Source organism: Geomonas sp., from assembly GCF_035254065.1.
In the GTDB taxonomy this organism is placed as follows: Bacteria; Desulfobacterota; Desulfuromonadia; order Geobacterales; family Geobacteraceae; genus Geomonas.
The window spans coordinates 1-17,885 of sequence record NZ_DATFBA010000378.1 but is presented as its reverse complement, the minus strand read 5'-3'; the positions used below and the strand labels follow the sequence as shown (position 1 = coordinate 17,885).

At 61.4% G+C, this 17,885-nt stretch carries 12 protein-coding genes, 1 other RNA gene and 2 pseudogenes; 4 read left to right on the top strand and 11 right to left on the bottom strand.

Annotated elements, in window-relative coordinates; all coding sequences use genetic code 11:
- The 8 genes and pseudogenes from VJ604_RS17945 to VJ604_RS17910 all read right to left on the bottom strand — a co-directional run.
- On the bottom strand, positions 1-1,382 hold a 1,382-nt coding region (locus VJ604_RS17945; RefSeq protein ID WP_324084901.1), incomplete at its 3' end, for a SpoVR family protein.
- A gap of 153 nt (positions 1,383-1,535) precedes the next feature.
- Positions 1,536-2,900 (bottom strand): DUF444 family protein, encoded by a 1,365-nt coding sequence (locus VJ604_RS17940; protein ID WP_324084900.1) that lies wholly within the window; start codon positions 2,898-2,900, stop codon positions 1,536-1,538.
- Between the two features lie 226 nt (positions 2,901-3,126).
- The gene (locus tag VJ604_RS17935; protein WP_324084897.1) at positions 3,127-5,184 is read right to left on the bottom strand and encodes a serine protein kinase PrkA; all 2,058 of its coding nucleotides are present in this window, start codon (positions 5,182-5,184) and stop codon (positions 3,127-3,129) included.
- Between the two features lie 351 nt (positions 5,185-5,535).
- Positions 5,536-6,975, bottom strand: a complete 1,440-nt coding sequence (locus VJ604_RS17930) for an HD-GYP domain-containing protein (RefSeq protein ID WP_324084895.1) — start codon at positions 6,973-6,975, stop codon at positions 5,536-5,538.
- Positions 6,976-8,709: a HEAT repeat domain-containing protein gene (locus VJ604_RS17925; RefSeq protein WP_324084894.1), complete on the bottom strand. Its 1,734-nt coding sequence runs from the start codon at positions 8,707-8,709 to the stop codon at positions 6,976-6,978.
- 340 nt (positions 8,710-9,049) lie between these two features.
- Positions 9,050-10,687, bottom strand: coding sequence for a chaperonin GroEL (groL, locus tag VJ604_RS17920; protein ID WP_324084892.1), 1,638 nt, complete (start codon positions 10,685-10,687; stop codon positions 9,050-9,052).
- A 78-nt stretch (positions 10,688-10,765) separates the two neighbouring features.
- Positions 10,766-11,056 carry a co-chaperone GroES gene (gene groES / locus VJ604_RS17915; RefSeq protein WP_324084903.1) on the bottom strand — a complete coding sequence of 97 codons (291 nt, stop codon included), beginning with the start codon at positions 11,054-11,056 and terminating at the stop codon, positions 10,766-10,768.
- A gap of 380 nt (positions 11,057-11,436) precedes the next feature.
- Positions 11,437-12,003, bottom strand: a pseudogene (locus VJ604_RS17910) (DUF507 family protein).
- Positions 12,004-12,196: 193 nt separating this feature from the next.
- On the opposite strand from VJ604_RS17910, the gene ssrS reads away from it, so the two are divergent.
- The 3 genes from ssrS (at position 12,197) to VJ604_RS17895 (ending at position 14,063) form a co-directional block, all read left to right on the top strand.
- Positions 12,197-12,378, top strand: a non-coding RNA gene (gene ssrS / locus VJ604_RS17905) — 6S RNA.
- Between the two features lie 152 nt (positions 12,379-12,530).
- The gene (locus tag VJ604_RS17900) at positions 12,531-12,866 is read left to right on the top strand and encodes a hypothetical protein (RefSeq protein ID WP_324084890.1); all 336 of its coding nucleotides are present in this window, start codon (positions 12,531-12,533) and stop codon (positions 12,864-12,866) included.
- 183 nt (positions 12,867-13,049) lie between these two features.
- The gene (locus tag VJ604_RS17895) at positions 13,050-14,063 is read left to right on the top strand and encodes a ribonuclease Z (protein WP_324084888.1); all 1,014 of its coding nucleotides are present in this window, start codon (positions 13,050-13,052) and stop codon (positions 14,061-14,063) included.
- A 138-nt stretch (positions 14,064-14,201) separates the two neighbouring features.
- Here VJ604_RS17895 and VJ604_RS17890 read toward each other — a convergent pair whose 3' ends face one another.
- The 3 genes from VJ604_RS17890 to VJ604_RS17880 form a co-directional block, all read right to left on the bottom strand.
- Positions 14,202-15,575 (bottom strand): DegQ family serine endoprotease, encoded by a 1,374-nt coding sequence (locus tag VJ604_RS17890; RefSeq protein WP_324084885.1) that lies wholly within the window; start codon positions 15,573-15,575, stop codon positions 14,202-14,204.
- Positions 15,576-15,812: 237 nt separating this feature from the next.
- The gene (locus VJ604_RS17885) at positions 15,813-16,487 is read right to left on the bottom strand and encodes a response regulator transcription factor (RefSeq protein ID WP_324084883.1); all 675 of its coding nucleotides are present in this window, start codon (positions 16,485-16,487) and stop codon (positions 15,813-15,815) included.
- Between the two features lie 35 nt (positions 16,488-16,522).
- The gene (locus VJ604_RS17880) at positions 16,523-17,347 is read right to left on the bottom strand and encodes a pyruvate, water dikinase regulatory protein (RefSeq protein ID WP_324084881.1); all 825 of its coding nucleotides are present in this window, start codon (positions 17,345-17,347) and stop codon (positions 16,523-16,525) included.
- A 267-nt stretch (positions 17,348-17,614) separates the two neighbouring features.
- Here VJ604_RS17880 and VJ604_RS17875 point away from each other — a divergent pair.
- Positions 17,615-17,885, top strand: a pseudogene (locus VJ604_RS17875) (50S ribosomal protein L11 methyltransferase); the annotation flags it as partial.

The following is a 17,885-nucleotide window of genomic DNA, read 5'->3' as shown; positions in this document are numbered from 1 at the left end:
TCGCCCCGCTCCGGGGCGATCTCGATGTAGGGTGGATGGTACAGGGAGGCGAGCACCATGTCGCGATACTTTCTGGCGTCCCGGCTCTTCACGTAGTACTGCCAGACCATGCGCTGGGGGTCGAGCCTCTTGCCGGTCACGAACAGGTCGTAACGGTTGGTGAAATCCTGGTCGATGAAGTCCTTGATGAAGAGGTAGTCGCAGTAGTTGGACCTCACCTTGAACAGGAAGTCGTCGCCCGCTCCCGCCTGGGTGTCGTACTTCTTCCGCTCGTTGGCGTTCAGCAGCCGGTCGAACGACCAGTCGGTTCTCCCCTTGTCGGCCGCGTCCTTGATGTAGTACATGAGCCGCATGCCCAGGGCGTAGGGGTTCATACCTACGCGCGGCATGGCGGTGACCCCTGCGTGCACCCGGGCGAAATCGACCTCGTGCCCCTTGATCCGGTCGTCCTCCAGGAAGAGCTTCTCGTGCCAGTAGCTCGCCCACCCCTCGTTCATGATCTTGGTCCGGATCTGGGGCTGGAAGAAGATGGAGGTCTTCCTCACCACCTCCAGCACCGACTTCATCCAGACGTTCTCATCGCGGGCGAGGAACTCGGAATTCTCCACCAGGAAGCGGAGCAGGTCATAGCGCTCGACGTGCTTCACGTTGGCGCTCTTCTGGAAATGGGCCTCGAACTCGGGGAAACGGACGTTCACCTCGTTGAAGAAGATCCGCTCGCCCTCCTCGCCGTAGAGATCGACGCTCTCGTTGTACTTGGAGATCTCCTTCAGGTAGTCGCTGACGGCGAACTTCTTGTCCACCTGCAAGAAGACGTCGAAGTAGAAGTTGAGGCGGCTGGAGCAGGCCCGCTCGGGCGCGGCGAAGAGCGGCGAGAGCTCGGCGTGGTAGCCCACCAGGTTGTCCAGCGAGCGCGCGAACTCCAGGATGTAGTCGACCCAGCGACCCTTCTCGGCCCTCAGCTTGGCGATCACCCGCTTGTCGGAGAGCGCCTGCCCGGTGAAGTCGTACTCCCAGGTGTGCCGGAAGTAGAGGTTGTTCTGGAAGAAATCGATGTGGCCCAGCACGTGGTAGAAGATCATCACGTTCAGCCAGTCCGGGTTGTTGTCGTTGTAGAAGGAGATGGGGGGACGGGTGTTGATCACCGTCTCGTAGGGGTTGTGCGGATAGAGCTCGTACTCCCCTTTCCCCCTCAAGACCTCGACGTCGTGCACCCAGTAGTCGTAGAGGGTCGGGATCATCACCTTGGGGGAGAGCTCGATCAGGTCCCGGTTGGTGACGATGTACTCCAGGCTCTCGTCGGTGAAGGAAAGCCCCGCGGCCCGTGCCCGGACCTTGCAACCTTCCATGATCTCCTTGGTATGTTGGTTGATCAGTTCCATAAAAGGCCTCAACTACGAGGTTAAGGTTAAGATTGAGATTAAGATCAAGAAAACCGTTTTCTGCTATCCGAGCCTCTATCTCCCCCTTACTCCACGCCTTTTCCAGTCTTAACCTCAATCTTGGTCTCGCTTCTCCGAATCTTAATCTCGCTTCTACGAAATGAGCTTCTTGATCCCTTCGATCACGCGGCTCTCCTCGGCGTCCTCGGTCATCACGTCCATCCTGAGCAGGTTCGGCTTGTCGCGCAGGAGGCCGGAGTTCTCCAGGTAGCGCGCCACCTCGGTCCACTGGGTGCCGGCATGCTCGGCGATGGTGACCCCCATGCGGGAGACGTAGGTGAGGATCTTGATCAGCTCGGGGATCGACTTGTCGCCGCCGGTGTCCCAGTCGTCGCCGTCGGTGCCGTGGAAGACGTAGATGTTGTAGTCGGCCGCCAGGTTCTCCTTCTCGACGATCTCGTTCACCAGCTTGTAGGCGCTGGCCACCTCGGTGCCGCCAGCCACCCGCGAGTTGTAGTAGGTGTGGAAATCGGGGACTTCTTTGGCCTCGGTGTCGTGCAGGATGAAGCGCGACTCCACCTGCCCCGCGTACTGGTACAGGAGCCAGCTGTAGATCATCACGTGCTGGGTAGCGACCAGTTCGGTCACCTTTCCCGCCATGGAGCCGGAGTAGTCGCGCAGGAAGAAGACCATGGCCTGCGGCTCGTAGTCCTTCTCCTGGGAGAAGATGCGGTACACCTTGTCACGGGGGGAGATCAGGAAACGGGTCGGGTCCAGATCGGAGGGGTCCGGCAGGTTCCCCAGGGAGATGTTGGTCTCCACGATCTTCCGTAAGGTCGCCTTCTTGTCCAGCACCTGGCCGGAGCCGCGGTTTCGATCGGTGAGATCGTAGATGTAGCGGGTGAAGGAGCGCTTTTTCCCCTTCTCCTTCAGGTTGGGAAGCTGGAACTGCTCGGTGAGCACCTTGCCGAGTTCGTAGGCGGAGGCTCCCACCTCGTGGGCTTCGCCTTCTCCCTGGCCCGGCCCCTGCCCCGGCTCCTCGCCGGTTTCCCTCACCTTCTGTTCGCCAATGACCTCCCCTTCCTCCTCCTTGCCGCTGCCGCCGGTTGAGCCCCCTTCGCCGGGGGGACGGACCGAGGGGTCATGGATGAACTTCTCCTCTTCGGTGGAGGGGACCACCACTACCTTCCCCTTGCCCCCCACCTTGCCCGGCTTGATCAGCCTCCCGACGCGGATCTTGCGCGGGAAGCCGTCCTTCTCCCGCTGCCGGTCCCGCTCCAGAAGGTCGTCCAGCGACTTCATCTGGGTGAGGAAGGGGTTCTTGACCTCTTCCTGCCCCATCAGGGTGGTCATGTCGTGCCAGGCGTAGAGGCTCTTGGCAAAACCGGGGAACGGCCCGCGCTGGCTCGAGGAGGGTATCTCCCTCTCAACCGCCAGTTCCTTCCGGAAACGCGCCTCGCGCTCCCGGTCGAGCCCCTTCCTGATCATCTCGTCGAGGTATTTTTCCGGATCTCTCATGGCCTTTGCGTAGCCTTTGTGATTTGGTCGCGGTTAAGGTGCCTCCCTCTGCCACTCTGTCCAGCCACAGCCGTCAGAAAGGCCCCTCTCCCTCCGGGTGAGGGCTAGGGTGAGGGAGGTCTCCTGCTGGAAACTGCCGCCTTTCCGACGGGCGAGGCTTCCCTCACCCCGGCCCTCTCCCGCGGGGGAGAGGGAGGTGGTCGGACAGCCCACTAAGCAGTCACCGTCAGCTCTCGTCTTCCTGGGTGCAGAAGTACTCGATGGTCTTCTGCGCGCAGGTCCGGCAGTAGCCGAGCTTGCCGAGCATGGTGACGATCATCCGGTCGTAGAGCTTCTGGTTCTCCTCGTTGGTCCGGTTGGCCAGGGCACCTATCAGGCTCCCCGCACCGGCGATGTCCGATTTGAGCCGGACATCGGTCACCGCCTTGACCAGTTCCAGGTTGTCCATGAAGTCGTAGGAGGGATCCACGGAGATCTTCTGCCCGTAGATCTTCCTGATCGAGGTCCTAAACGAGGAGCGCTGCTCCTCGGTCTTCAGCCCGATCCGCTCCTCGACGCTCTTCACGTAGCGCTCGTCGATCTTCAGGGCCTTCAGCTCGCCCGACTGCGGATCCTTGTACTTCCACATCCGGTCCGGGCCCAGGTTCTCGGCGTCGATGCCGATGATCATGTTCACGTAGTTCTGGACGTCCTTCTTGATGGCGAACGGCTCGTCCATGTAGGCGTTGAACATCTCGGTCATGATCCTTTCGCGGTAGAGCTTCTTGGCGGTCTTCAGGTCTTCCAGGTACTTGGCCCGCTCGTTGGTCTCCACCACGTAGTCGAGCACCACCCGCTCCAGGGCCTTGAAGACGTCGTAGGCCACCATGCAGCGCCCCTCGTTCGTCTCCGAGCTCTCCTTGAGGATCTGGATGCTGCGGCCGAGGCTCCGGTGTCCCAAGCCCCTCTGCCCGAAGCGCTTGGTGATGTCCGGCTCCTGCCCCAGGGTGTCGATCACCTCGGCCAGCGCCTTGATGCTCTTCTCGCCGGCCACCTCGCCGGCGGCGAGCTTCATGGTCTCGATCGGGGTGAGCTTCTCGCTCCTGGGGAGCCTGGTCAGCACCACCCCCACCGAAGTGGCGTAGTTGAGGTTCGGGTCCTGGTGCAGGGTTTCACGGGTCAGGGTGGTCTTGGCCTCGCCACCCAGCGCGTAGGCGGTGAGCCCTTCCTGCATCCGGTAGTTGGTGTTGTGCGACACGTAGCAGATACGGCAGCGGTCGACGATCGGCGCCTCCTCCTTCTCGGAGAGGAAGCGGTTGAACTCGGAGTTGTTGCTGGTGGCGATGATCATGGAGTCGATCGGCCACTTGTAGCCGTCGATCTCGATGGCCCGGTTCTGGATGACCCCCAGGTAGACCTGGACCAGGTCCTTCTTGTTCTTGAAGATCTCGTCGGAGAAGTGGATGCCACCTCCGGCCACCCGCGCCAGCGCGCCGCGCCTGAGGTCGAAGCGGTACGGGTTGTTGGTGTCGGAGAGGTGCAAGAGCCGCTGGATCGACTCCTCGCCCAACAGGTCCACCGCCGAGGAGGTGATCTTGTCCTTGGCCGGGTACTTGCCGGTCAGGGTGCCCAGGCTTTCGCTCATGGGAACCGGCACGATCGCCACGTTATCGAGCATCTTCTCCAGGTCGTTGTCGAAGTGGGTACGGATGTCGTTCCACATGTAGCCGCTGCAGGCCCCCATCGGCCGGTAGTTCCGGTAGAGCGCGTCGATCTCGTCCTCGCTGAACCCCTGCTCCGCGATGAAGCGGCGGTTGTCGTCCTGGCTGTCGAACAGGTTCATGGCCAGGATCATCGGGTCCTCGTAGGTCTGCGAGTCGATCTCCCGGATCTTGCCGTAGGTCCCCAGCTTGTCCATGTTCAGGAAGCGGTAGCTGTACTTGCGGTTCTTGTCCCGGGTCAGGAAGTCGCGGTATTTGCTGCAGAGGAACTCGACGAAGAAGGTCTTCCCGTTACCCGGCTCACCGACCAGGACGAAGGCCATCTCCTTGCTGGAGCCGCCCTCTGCCGCGTCCTTCACGAAGGAGACGAAGCTGTTGATCTCGTCGTACATGCCGATGGTATGCTTGCGGCCGGTCCGGAAGATATTGAAGTCGTAGGTCGTCTTGCCATTCACGGTGACCTTTTCGAAACCGGGCTCCAGGATCATCCTGATGATCCCCTGGAACGCGTTCTCGAATACTCTCTCTCCCGCCTTGACGGCGGCCAAGTGATGACGGAGCGTCTGGTTCTTCTGCGCAGTCATTTCTCCCTCCGCGTTTATTGGTTCCTTGGGTTCTCGTTTCTCATTGGCTCTTGGCACTCTAGGAAATTATACCCTCTTACCTCAATTTTTTGCAAAGTGTCCGCCGGGGCAAAATCACCTCTCCGGCAGTGGCGCCGCCCGGGCCGAAGGGGTTCTTTTCCGGCAGGAATCCAAGTGATTCTTGGGTGTTAGGAAATTGTACCGATTCAGTCCGATTTGCGCAAGCCAGCGGCAGCAAAACGACAGCACGCGTCGCCGCCGCGGTAGCGGCCGGGGGTGCACGGCGGCAGTCGCACGCCGCAACATTATTTTTAATTAATTTAATGAGGGTGGCTGGCGCGGGGGGCCGCTTCAGATCAGGTAGCGGCTCACGTCGAGGTCGTAGATGGTAGGGTCCTGGGTGGCGATCACGGTTTTGGGCGGGTCGGTCTTGGCGAGATCGAGGAGCTCTCCCTCCATCTCCCGACCGCTGGCGTCGGCGATCAGGCGGACCTTGGGCTGGTCCCAGTGGGAAGGGTCGGGGTTGTTGGCCACCACCACGGCCACCTCACCGGTGTCCAACAGCAGCAGGGAGCCCACGCCGTGCAGCCCTACGCAGCCGATGAACAGCTTGAGGAGCCCCTGGTCGAACTCGCTGCCACCCCTGGTCAGCATGAAGCGGATCGCCTTGTCCGGCGCCAGGGCGGTCCTGCTGTTGACCCGCGAAGAGGTGAGCGCGTCGTAGCTGTCGGCGATGCTGATGATCCTGCCGAACAGGCTGAAGCTTCGGTAGGGAAGCCGGGGGTAGCCGGAATGGTCGGCCATCAGGTGGTGCTCGAAGATGCCGCTCACGATGCGGGAGGTCATGGCGTCCACCCCCTTGTTCTGCATGACCCTGCGCACCCCGTACAGCGGATGCATCTCCAGCGCCCGCTGCTCCTCCGGGGAGAGCTCGCCCGCCTTGTCAAGGAGCTCCCGGGGAAGCTCGGCCTTGCCCAGGTCGTGAAAGAGGGCCGCCATCCCCAGTTCGCACAGGTGGAACTTGGAGAACCCCAGCCGGCGCCCGACGCAGAGGGAGAGGATGCAGACGTTGACCGCGTGGTGCTGGCTGTAGCGCTCGCGGCAGCGCTGGGCGGTGAGCGCCAGCAGGCAGGACTCGTGGGGGGCGAGGATGTCGATCATGTGCTGCACCACCCGCTTGCATTGCCTGAACCTGAGGGGCTGCCCGGCGGCAGTCCCTGCCGAGACATCCTCCATGGCGGCCAGGGCCCTCTGGTAGAGGAGCCTGGCCTTCAGCCGGTCGTCGGTCAGCCGCTCCCGGCCGACCTCCCCCAGCTCGACCTCCTCGCCCAGCACCTCGACCTCCACGTGGGTGACCATCCGCTGCTGCATCCGATCCAGGACACGGCCATAGGCGTCGTTGGGCTCGCTCTCCTCGACCTCACGCAGGCCGTACACGAAACGGCTCAACTCCTCGGCTCCGACCCCGGGGGAAAAGGAGATCCGGCCGATCCTTCTGCGCCTCATCTCCCCGGAGACGAAGCGGGTCGCCTCGAAGGTAGCCGGGTCCGGTTTCAGCCGGTACTCTCCCAGGTAGAGGTGGTTCCCCCTGATCAGCAGCGAGGCTTCCTCGCGGCGGCCGTGGATCTCCCTGAGCGCCTCCAGCACCCTGGCGACCGGGGCCTCGATGGCCTGGTGCCCCTCCTGATAGTTGAAGGAGGTCTTGTACAGGACGAAAAACTGGTACAAAAGGGCCTTCCCTAGTTTCACCATGTCCACGTTCTGCCGGTATGTGGGATCCTCGGGTGCCATCTACGCCTCTTTGCGCCGGTCGGGGCCGTCGGCCTCACCTGACTGCTGGCCGGCGGTTAGCACCGCCAGGGCCTGCTCCACTATCTCCCTGAGCTCCGGATTGCGGAAGGAGCGCGCCTGCTCCAGGAGCTCGCGCGCCTGGGGGGGTCCCATTTTCATGAGCCCGGCGACGGCACAGAGCACCGCCTCCCTGGTGGCCCCCTTCTGGAACCAGCGCTTCTTCAGCAGCATGTCCCGGAAGAGGTCGAGTTCTTCCTGCGAGCCGAGCTCACCGATCGCCTCGTATACCGCCCTCTTTTCCGCCAAATCCCTTCCCTTGAAATCCTCGGCGGCGGTCAAGGCGAGGATCGGCTTGAGGGCGAAGGGGAGCCGCTCGCGGGCCAAGCTCTGCAGCGCCTTGATGCGCAGGGCGCTGGCATCGTCCCTAAGGTACTTCAAGAGGTACTGCTTGGCCTTGGGATCGGTGGATCGCTCCAGGAAACCCAGCACCTCCCTGCGGATCCTTTGCTCCTTGTGGGAGATCAGCCTGACGATCATCTGCAGCGACTTGGGGGTGCCCAGCAGGGAGAGCACCAGCACCACGTTCCTGACCAGGTACCAGCGCGGGTCGGAGAGAAACGGCTCGAAGACCTCCGGCCGGTCCTTGCCCAGCTCGACCAGCACCTCGACGATCAGCTTCCTCATCTTGAGCTTTTCCACCCGCCCCAACAGCTCGCAGATGGCGCTCAAGGCGGGAAGGCCGAGGGTCTTGAGGAGTTCCCGGACCTCGTCGTAGCTCACCGCCTCGCCGCCGTCGATCGCTTCCTGCAGCATCTGCACGTTTCTCTCGGTGAGGATGCCGTCCATGAGGTCGCGCACCTGCTGGCGCTGCTCCCGGCTGAGACCGTCGCGCTCCCTCAGCCGGTTGAGGAAACGGACCAGCACCAGGACATGCCCGATGTCGCCGATCAGGAACATGTTCTCCACCAAAGAGGCGGTGATGCGCAGGAAGTCCGTGAAAAGCCCGGGCTCCTTCACCCCGGAGAGGATGGCGAACACGACGTGGAAGACGTCGTCCAGCGGGTTTCGGTACACCTCGGACTGCCGGGCCTTGCGAAGCCAGCCGGCGTCGTCGCGGCTCAGCATGAGCAGGTGCTTGGGGACCATGCGGGGAGGAAGGCGGTGGAGCTCGAGGTGGGACGACCTGAAGCGGGTGATGGAGTCCTGCTGGGAGTCGGCCCCTCCTCCCTCCCCGGGAGCCAGGGTACCGAGCAGGTCCTCCTCCAAAAGGTAACTGACGTGGGGAAGCTCACGCTCCCAGAGCTGGGTGACGATGTCGTCGTCCTGGTGGCTTGGCTGCTCGAAGGCGATCACCCCGAGAAAGGCCTTGAGCTCGCGCAGCTCGAGCCCCTCCGAGAAGAGCAGCACCCGGATGCCGTCGGTGTGGACCCGGAAGGCGAGGCTGTCCTTGGGGTCCTCGTTCCGGTAGAGCTCGGCACCCTTGTAGCGCAGGGCGAAGGGCTCCACGTCGAGCTGGAGGTCCCCGAAGCGGGCGATGTGGTCCGCCATCTTGCTGTTCAGCTCGTCCACGAACTTGATGAGGACCGGGTTGTTGGGAAGGTAGATCCTCATCCCCTTGGCGGCCCTCACCATGGCCAGCATGGCGTCGGCGGCCGAGGCTATCTCGTCCTGGCTGGGTGGCGCAGATTCGCGGTCTGTCTGGTTGGTGCGCGAGTCATCAGCGGTGTAGCTCATAAGGAACCCTTAAACAGCAGCTGGGACATGCCTCATTAAGCATACGCTGAAGGCTAATCCCTGTAAAGCCGCCGCCCCGCCGGAATTTGCAAGAAATGAGGAAATACGGTGAATGATTCCTTATAGTTAGTAAGGGAAGGGAGGCCGGAGAGTGCCGGTGTGGGGGGCACCACCGTTCGCCCTGAGCCTGTCGAAGGGTGGCTGGCCGGAGTCGGGAAAGCGGTGCTTCGACAAGCTCAGCATGAACGGCGACCGACAGCTGCCAGCTTTGAACACGAAAAAGGGAGCCGGCCTTGGCCGACTCCCTCTTTTCATTTCTTCTTTCAGCCTGGGGCGCTGATTACATCATGCCCATGCCGCCGCCCATACCGCCCGGCATCGACGGCATCAGCGGAGCTTCTTCCTTCGGCTTGTCGGCGATGAGGGCCTCGGTGGTCATCATCAGGCCGGCGACCGAAGCGGCGTTCTGCAGCGCGGTCCTGGAGACCTTGGTCGGGTCGATGATGCCGACCTGCAGCATGTCAACGTAGACGTCATCGGCCGCGTTGTAGCCGAAGGAGCCCTGGCCGTTCTTCACCTTGTCCACCACGATGGAGCCGTCCACGCCGGCGTTCTGGGCGATCTGGCGAATCGGCTCCTCGACGGCGCGCTTGATCACGTTGACGCCGAACTGCTGCTCGGTCGGGAGCTGCAGCTTGTCGAGGGAGGACATGGCGCGCAGGTAGGCGACACCGCCGCCAGGGACGATACCCTCGTCAACCGCGGCGCGGGTTGCATGCAGGGCGTCTTCCACGCGGGCTTTCTTCTCCTTCATCTCGACCTCGGTGGCGGCACCGACCTTGATCACTGCCACGCCGCCGACCAGCTTGGCCAGGCGCTCCTGGAGCTTCTCCTTGTCGTAGTCGCTGGTGGACTCCTCGACCTGGGCGCGGATCATCTTCACGCGGGCCTGGATCTCGACCTCGGCACCGTTGCCGTCGATGATGGTGGTGTTGTCCTTGTCGATGGTGACGCGCTTGGCGGTGCCCAGCATGTCATAGGTGGTGTTCTCGAGTTTGAAGCCGACTTCCTCGGAGATCACCTTGCCGCCGGTCAGGATGGCGATGTCTTCCAGCATGGCCTTGCGGCGGTCGCCGAAGCCCGGTGCCTTGACGGCGCAGACGTTCAGCACGCCCCTGAGCTTGTTGACCACCAGGGTGGCCAGCGCCTCGCCCTCGATGTCCTCGGCGATGATCAGCAGCGGACGGCCGCTCTTGGCGGTCTGCTCGAGTACCGGGAGGAGGTCCTTCATGTTGGAGATCTTCTTGTCGTGGATCAGGATGGTGGCGTTCTCCAGGGTCGCTTCCATGCGCTCCGGATCGGTCACGAAGTAGGGGGAGAGGTAGCCGCGGTCGAACTGCATACCTTCCACGGTCTCCAGGGTGGTTTCCATCGCCTTGGCTTCCTCGACGGTGATCACGCCTTCCTTGCCGACTTTCTCCATGGCCTGGGCGATGATGTCGCCGATGGTCTTGTCGTTGTTGGCGGAAATGGTGCCGACCTGGGCGATCTCCTTGTGGTCCTTGATCGGCTTGGAGATGTTCTTCAGTTCGCCCACCAGGGTCTCAACCGCCTGGTCGATGCCGCGCTTGATCTCCATCGGGTTGTGGCCGGCGGCCACCAGCTTGGAGCCCTGACGGTAGATGGCCTGGGCCAGCACGGTAGCGGTGGTGGTGCCGTCACCGGCGACGTCGGAGGTCTTGGAAGCAACTTCCTTCACCAGCTGGGCGCCCATGTTCTCGAACTTGTCTTCCAGCTCGATTTCCTTGGCGACGGTGACGCCGTCCTTGGTGATGAGCGGAGCGCCGTAGGATTTCTCGATGACCACATTGCGGCCTTTGGGACCGAGGGTTACCTTGACTGCGTCTGCCAGAGTATTGACCCCTTTGAGGATGGCGTTACGCCCCTCCTGGTCGAATTTGATGATCTTTGCACCCATTGTTATCTTCCTCCTTGAAATTTGGTGAATCGTGAAAGGCTGAAGCGGCGGCGCTTGCCGCGGCTTAGGTTACCCTGATTACTTCTCGAGCACGCCGAGGATGTCGTCCTCGCGCATGATCAGGAACTCCTCGCCGTCGAGCTTCACTTCGCTCCCCGCGTACTTGCCGAACAGCACCCTGTCGCCCACCTTGAGATCGAGCGGGTAAACCTTGCCGTCCTCGCCCCTCTTGCCGTTACCGACGGCCACCACCTCACCCTGCTGCGGCTTCTCTTTAGCGGCATCCGGAATGTAAAGGCCACCGGCGGTCATGGTCTGCTCTTCAACCCTCTTCACGATGATACGGTCCTGCAGCGGTCTAATCATAATTTTCCTCTCCTTTCTTTGAGATACGATCGGTGTCGTGATTTTAAAAGTATTAGCACTCGGGACAGCTGAGTGCTAAACGCTCCGTAAATATAAACAGCGAGGTGGCAAAAATCAAGGGCGGGAGGAAAAATAATTTACCGGGGTTGCAGAGGGCGGGAATCATGCAGGTTTTCAACGGGTTACGAGGAGATAAGTCGGCACTTATGCGGATCAGACGGGGAATGCGGGAGGGGGCGGGAAATATTTTCCGGAGCGGTGACCATCCTCCGCTCAACGAACGCTCCCTCTCCTTCAAGAAGAGGGCAGGGGGGAGGATGGGGTAGGAAGCAGAAGGGACCCTCCGCAGGATTTAGGTTAGTGGCCACCGCATGGGCCCGAACCTACCACTTCCGCTTAGCCAGCTCCTCGGCGTAGAACTTCTGGTAGAGGATCTCCCAGTCGCGGCTGCCGGGGACTTTGGCCTGGCTGTAGGAGGCGAGCTTGTCACGGACCGCCTGGTCGATCTGCCCCATCACGGAGAAGAAGGACTCGATGGACCCCTTGATGGCGTCCAGGGCCCGCCGCTCGTCCGGGAAGTCGGCGAGGTCGTCGTTGTAGAGCTTGTCGAAAATCTTGTGGGCGATATGGGAGACACGGTCTTCGGAGATGTGCATGGGATCCTCTTATAAAACTATCTTCCGCTCCTTGGCGAGGCGGTCCTTGATCATCTTCAGCATCTTGTGGCGGTCGATGCCGGCACCGCCCCCCATGCTGCGCATGGTCTGTTCGAGCAGCGCCTCGGCGTCACGCTCCAGGGTCTCCTCCTGTTTGAGGTCGGCGATGATGGCGGACTTGACCCCGGCCAGCACGGCGCCCCTAGCCCCCTTCTCTTCGATGAGCCCCGCGCGCTCCAGGTCCCCCAGCACCCGTTCCGCCAGACGCCCTACCTGGTCATCCTTTAGCCGCATGTTCCCTCCGTTTGAAGCTGTGGTTGCGGCATTGTACGTCAATCAGGCAAAATTGCAACCGCGTTTTGGGCCACAGTATCAGCCGTTACCTGTACCTCTTTTAATGGGACGAATATATGTCAAAGCTATTGTTCTTTAAAGGAAAAAGTCTTGATTTCCGTCTGCCGCAAAGCTATGATACACCAACTTCTAACTCTCTCTGCCCTGTCCGTCAGGCAACTAACGCCCCTGCGGAATAATTAATTGAACGGGCGACTGTTTGTGATCGTGGTGTGCTGCCCCATTGCGCGGGAATTGCCTAAAACGATTTACAGGAGCCCACCTGATAGGGAACTCGCTGTGAGGCCCCGGAGCCAACGCCAAGGCGGAGAGAGTTGCATAAGAAAGGGGGATCGGGAAACCGGTCCCCCTTTTTTGTCTTGCGGAGGTGGATTAAACGCTATATATGAAAGAGAGCACGCGAGACTATGACAGTAGCGTTGTGGCTGATTCAGTGAAATGAGGAGTTGTTTGAGATGCGGAAGGCGATGGCAAAACTGCCGACCTGGCTGATGCTGGTCATCGGACTGATGGCGGTGGTGGTGATCGGGGTGCTCGATTACGTGACCGGTGACTACTCGCTGCTGATCTTCTATGCCATTCCCGTCGCCATCGAGGGATGGTACGTGGGACGCTGGGGGGCGATCCTGATCGGTATCGCCTCCGGCCTGGCCAGGCTCATCTCCGACAACATAAGCTACTCGGCCTCCACGGTCCGCTACTGGAACTCGCTGCAGGACATGTTCTTTCTGCTCATGGTGGGAATGCTGGTCGCCCTGATCAAGAAGCTGATGACCGAGGACCAGAGCCCGATGGACGACTGACTCTGTGGCGCTGTATGATGAATCAAGGTCGTAGTGTGGTTGGGAGAAAGTGGAACCGTTCGTGCTGAGCCTGTCGAAGTACGTACTCCAACTTCTTCCGACGTGTCCTGCCGTATGAGTTTCAGGCACCATTCGACAGGCTCAGGGCGAATGGCTTTTCACGGCTGATGCTCAGGTGCGCCTATGACACCGCACTTTCTCCCCACGCTGGTAAACCGTCCCTTTGACGACCCGGGGGTCTACCTTGACTTCCAGTTCGCGCGGCGGGCAATACTCTTCGACCTGGGGGACCTGGCCCCGCTGGGTGCCCGCAAGATCCTGCGTATCAGCGACATCTGCATCTCCCACACCCATATCGACCACTTCATAGGCTTCGACCGGCTGCTGCGGATCATGCTCGGCCGCGACAGGCAGGTGAACCTCTTCGGTCCGCCGGGCATCCTCCGCCAGGTGGAGTGCCGGCTCGCCTCCTACAGCTGGAACCTCATCCAGAGCTACCCCACCGTCTTCACCATCATTGTCCACGAGTTGCACCCCGACGGCAGCGGGGTCCGGGCCCGCTTCAGTTCGCGCACCACCTTTGCCAGGGAGGACGAGGAACGCTTCGTCTTGCAGGGGGATGTGATCCTCGACGAGGAGAACTTGAGGCTGCGGGTCGCCTTCCTCGAGCACAGCATCCCCTGCCTCGCCTACGCCTTCGAGGAGAAGCGGCACGTGAACTTCATGAAGAACCGGCTGGGCGAACTGGGGGCGCAGGTCGGGCCATGGCTATCCGAGGTCAAGCAGGCCGTGCTGCGCGAGGCTCCGGATGAGACGGTCTTCCGGGTCCCGCTGGAGCGAGGTGGAGAAGAAGCGCTCACCCTGGGCGAGTTGAAGGAGCGGGTGCTGAACGTGGTGCCGGGGGAGAAGATGGCCTACGTCACCGATACCGCCTACACCGAGAAGAACAGGGAGCGGATCGTGGAACTGGCCCGGGGCGCCGATTACCTCTTCATCGAGGCAGTCTTCCTGCATGAGGACCACGACCGCGCCAGGGAGCGGGCGCACCTCACCGCGCGGCAGGCCGGCGAGCTCGCCCGCGCGGCGCGGGCGGAACGGGTCATCCCCTTCCACTTCTCGCCGCGCCACCTCGACGCCGAAGAGGAGCTCAGGCGGGAGGTGGCCGAGGCCTTCAACACCCCCTCGCCGCTGCCTTGAATTGTTAGCCCGACAGTCCCCTCTCCCGAAGGGGGAGGAGTTGTCGGAGGATCCGATCCAAAACGAAAACGGGGCGCATCTCTGCGCCCCGTCCCTTCTGTACCGTCTCTATTCTCTTTTCAGCCGTTCAAGCCTCCGCTACTCCGGCCTCAAGGCCACGAACATGGAACTGTTGTTCCTGCGCAAAAGGATCTTCAGGTATCCACCCTTCTTCACCGAGGCGATCGCCTTTCCGTACTCGGCGACGTTGTTGATCCGCACGCCGTTGATCTCGCGTATCACGTCTCCCGGCTGCAGACCGCCGCGGTCGGCAATGCTCTCCGGCTGCACCTCGGTGATCACCACACCCCTGTCCCCTTTCATCCGCAGTTGCTGGGCCCGTTCCGGCGTGAGGTCGGCCACCTTGACCCCCAGCTTGTCACTGGTCAGCGCGACTGCGTCCTCGCTGCCGTCCGTCAGCTGCTCGATGGTGACCGTCACGGTCTGCTGCTTGCCATCCCGCAGCAGGAGCACCTTCACCTTCTTGCCGACCGGCGTGCCGGCCACCAGCCGCGGCAGCTCGCTCATCTCGTGGATGGCGTGGCCGTCGAACTCCAGGATGATGTCGCCCCCCTGGATACCGGCTTTGTCGGCGGGACTGTCCTTGGTAACCTCGGAGACCAGCGCGCCCTTCTCCCCCTCCAAGCCGAAGGACTTGGCCAGGTCGGGGGTGACCACCTGGATGGAAACGCCCAGCCAGCCGCGGGTCACCTTGCCGGTCTCCTTCAGCTGGGTGAGGATCATCTTGGCCATGTTGACGGGAATGGCGAAGCCGATCCCCTGGCCGCTGGCGAGGATGGCGGTGTTGATGCCGATCACTTCACCTTCCGCGTTGAAGAGAGGTCCGCCGGAGTTGCCAGGGTTGATGGAGGCATCGGTCTGGATGAAGTCGTCGTAGGGGCCGCTGCCGATCACCCGGCCCTGGGCGCTCACGATGCCGACGGTGACCGTCTGGGCCAGCCCGAAAGGGTTGCCGATCGCCATCACCCACTCTCCCACCTCGAGCTTGTCGCTGTCGCCCAGCGGGGCCACGGGGAGTTGCGCCTTGGCGTCTATCTTCACCAGCGCCAGGTCGAGCTTCTCGTCGCGTCCCTTGATCTCGGCCTTGAACTCCCTGCCGTCGGAAAGCTTCACCTTGACCTCGTCGGCGCCCGCCACCACGTGGTTATTGGTGATGATGTAGCCGTCGTCGCTGATGATGAAGCCGGAGCCGAGGCTCTTCTGCTTCTGGGGGTGCCTGGGGGCGTTGAAGAACCTGTTGAAATATTCCTCGAAGGGGTCGTTACCGAAGGGATGCTGCTGGCTCTGGGCGTTGATCGTCTTGGAGGTGCTGATATTGACCACGGCGGGCTTCAGCTTTTTGGCGAGCTTGACGAAGTCCGGGGTGACTGCCGCGGCCCATGCGCCACCCGTAAAAAAAGAGGAAAGAACAAGGACGACTGCCAACAACCGAGTGACAATAGCTACCTGCATGGCTACCTACCTCCTGAATTTTGGGTAGCGTAAAGCTAATGCCGGGTGCCGATTTTGTCAAGAGGTGGAGTTGGCGAAGCTGCTTAACCGTTGGCGAAAAAAACGGACGAGCCGGACTCTCTCAAGAGTCCAGGTTCGTCCGTTCCGTTAACAGATCACCAGCCACGCTCTCCCCGCCAAGGGAAGGGCGCGGTCGAGGCTACCTTGGGGAAGTGGTGGCAGCTCCGCCTGTGCGGTCTACTCTTCTTCCTTCAGGATGTAGCCCACGCCCCTCACGGTGTGGATCAGCTTCTTGTCGGCGTCGCGGTCGATCTTCTTACGCAGGTAGTTCACGTAGACGTCGATGATGTTGGTGAAGCTGTCGAAGGTGTAATCCCAGACATGCTCCGCGATCATGGTCCTGGTCAGCACCTGGTGCGGGTTGCGCATGAAGTACTCGAGGAGGCCGTACTCCTTGGCGGTGAGGTCGATCTCCTTCTCCTTGCGCCAGACCTTGTGGGTAACCGGGTCCAGACGCAGGTCGGCGAAGCGGATCTCGGCGCCGCGGTCAAGCTCGCTTCTGCGCATCAGGGCACGCACCCTGGCCAAAAGCTCGGCGAAGGCGAACGGCTTGGTGAGGTAGTCGTCGGAGCCGGAATCGAGACCAGCCACGATATCCTCCACCGAGTCTTTGGCGGTCAGCATCAGGATCGGGGTCACGTTTTTGCGCTCCCGGAGGTCCTTCAGCACGGAGAGACCGTCCTTTTTGGGGAGCATCCAGTCCAGCACGATCAGGTCGAACTGCTTCTCCAGCGCGAGCTTCAGGCCTTCCTCACCGTCAGCCGCGGTGGTAACCTCGTACTGCTCCTCTTCGAGGCCGCGCTTAATGAAGCTGGCAACCTTCTTCTCGTCTTCCACCACCAAAATTCTCATGTTGATTTCCTCTCTGTTGTTAATATGCCTAGCGCCTAATCGTGCCGTATTTCACCATGGAGTCTGCTCAGTATCTCGGCTGCCGACTCCTCCACTGACTTGTTGGTAACGTTGATAACGAGCCAGGCGGGATGGGCCCGGTAGTACCGGCGACAGTAGGCCAGCTCATCCTCGACCTGCTGATAATCCGCATAGTTGCCGCGCGGGCTCTGCCTGAGGGTTCTAAGCCTGGCGCAGCGGATCTCGACCAGCCGCTGGGCGTCGATCATCAATCCCACCACCCGCTCCGGCTCCACCTGCTCCAGCTCCGGCGGCGGCTCGATCCCCTGGATGATCGGCACGTTGGCGACCTTGTACCCCTTGTGGGCGAGGTACATGGAGAGCGGGGTCTTGGACGACCGCGACACCCCCACCAGCACTATGTCGGCCTTGTGCAGGTTGCGCGGCTCCTGCCCGTCGTCCTGCTTGACCGTGAAGTCCACCGCCTCCATGCGGCGGTAGTAGTCGGAGTTCATCTCGTACTGCAGGCCGGGGAGTTTCTGCGGCCGCATCTCCAGGAATTCCGCGAGCTTGTACAGAAGCGGGGTGATCAGGTCCACCGCCTCCAGCTGCCGTATCTCGGCCTGGTCCTTCACAAACTGGGCGAGCTCGCTGTTCACCAGGGTGTAAAAGATGATGCCCGGCGCCCCGCTAACCTCGTCGAGGGCCCTCAGGATATCGTCCTGGTTGCGGATGGAGCCGACCCGGTGCAGGCGGACGTCGATGTCCTTGAACTGGGTCAGCGCCGCGCGCGCCACCTTCTCGACCGTCTCCCCCGTGGCATCGGAGAGTAGATATACGTGCCTCACTGAGGGTAGCATCTGGAACATCCCGAAATCTGACCTTTTTGAACGTTACAACGCGGCATCCCTACTACTCATTAGATATATACCATGGTTTTTCAGTTTAGGCAAAACTAAAATTTAATGGGAAAAAGTTCTATCACCGTGTGCGGGAATGTCTAATGTTTAATTTTAATTAAAGGTAGCCCCGAGGACCTTTTTTGTCAAGGTTTTCATTGGCATCTCCCCTGCTTTTCTGGTAGCTTAGGGCGAATAACGTCAAGAACAAGGAGCACAAAGAGGATCATGCAAACAGATTGGGCGGAAATAGCCTGCGAAGTCCCGGCCGAAATGGTCGATACGGTGGCCGAGTTTCTGGTGGAACTGACCGGCAACGGGGTCGGCATCGAGAACCTGCACGTCGACACCTTCTCCCTCGACTCCCTGGAGGACACCCCGACCAAGAGCGTCAAGGGATACCTGCCGCTGGACGGCTCCCTGGAGGAGATGCGCATCCGGATCGAGCACTTCCTGGCCGAGACCGGTCCCTCTTTCCCCGGCTTCGTCTACCATCCCC